We start from the raw sequence: 716 nt of genomic DNA on the forward strand, positions 1-716 counted from the left end.
CTTCAGTTCTAGTGGTCGTTGCAACACCCCAGTTCAGGGGTGGCAATGGACTTCGAGATTCGTGGGGACCGGACGGCTCAGGGGCCTGTGAAGCTGAGCCGGGAACGGACGGAATACTCCCGGCTCGTGCAACAGGGCTACAGCAACAAGGAAGCCTGCCGGCTGGTCGGGATCGACGAGCGGACCGGCAGGAAGTGGCGTAACGGCCGCAGCGCCGACCACAGGCAGAAGGCGGCACCACCGATCAACGCGGTGGTGCCGCCTTCTGGCCCGTCCCGGTATCTGCGTGAGGCTGACCGGATCCACATCGCTGACCGGCTGCGGGAGAAGGCGACGGTCCGGGCGATCGCGGCCGAACTGGCCCGTAGCCCGTCCACCGTCAGCCGCGAGATCCGCCGCAACCGGCATCCGGGCAACGGCCAGTACCGGCCGCACGCCGCCCAGGCCCGCGCCGATGCCCGCCGGCCCCGCCCCAAGCCGGGAAAGATCAGCCGGAACCGCGAGCTGCGGGACTTCATCCACGACCGCCTGCATCTACGGTGGAGTCCGCAGCAGATCTGCCAGGCTCTGCGGGCCCAGTTCCCCCAGCGGCCGGAGATGCATGTGGTCCACGAGACGGTTTACCAGGCTCGTTACCTCCAAGGACGCGGAGAGTTGCGCCGTGAGCTGGCCCGCGCCCTGCGGACCGGTCGCGCCCGGCGCAAGCCGCGTCGCCA

At 69.3% G+C, this 716-nt stretch carries 1 protein-coding gene; it reads left to right on the top strand.

The annotated features are described in order from the left end of the window. Positions 1-45: 45 nt before the first annotated feature. The coding region (locus P1P70_RS45390) for a helix-turn-helix domain-containing protein (protein ID WP_319248440.1) at positions 46-716 on the top strand (671 nt) is incomplete at its 3' end.

It is taken from the genome of Streptomyces sp. MB09-02B, from assembly GCF_033794485.1.
GTDB lineage: Bacteria > Actinomycetota > Actinomycetes > Streptomycetales > Streptomycetaceae > Streptomyces.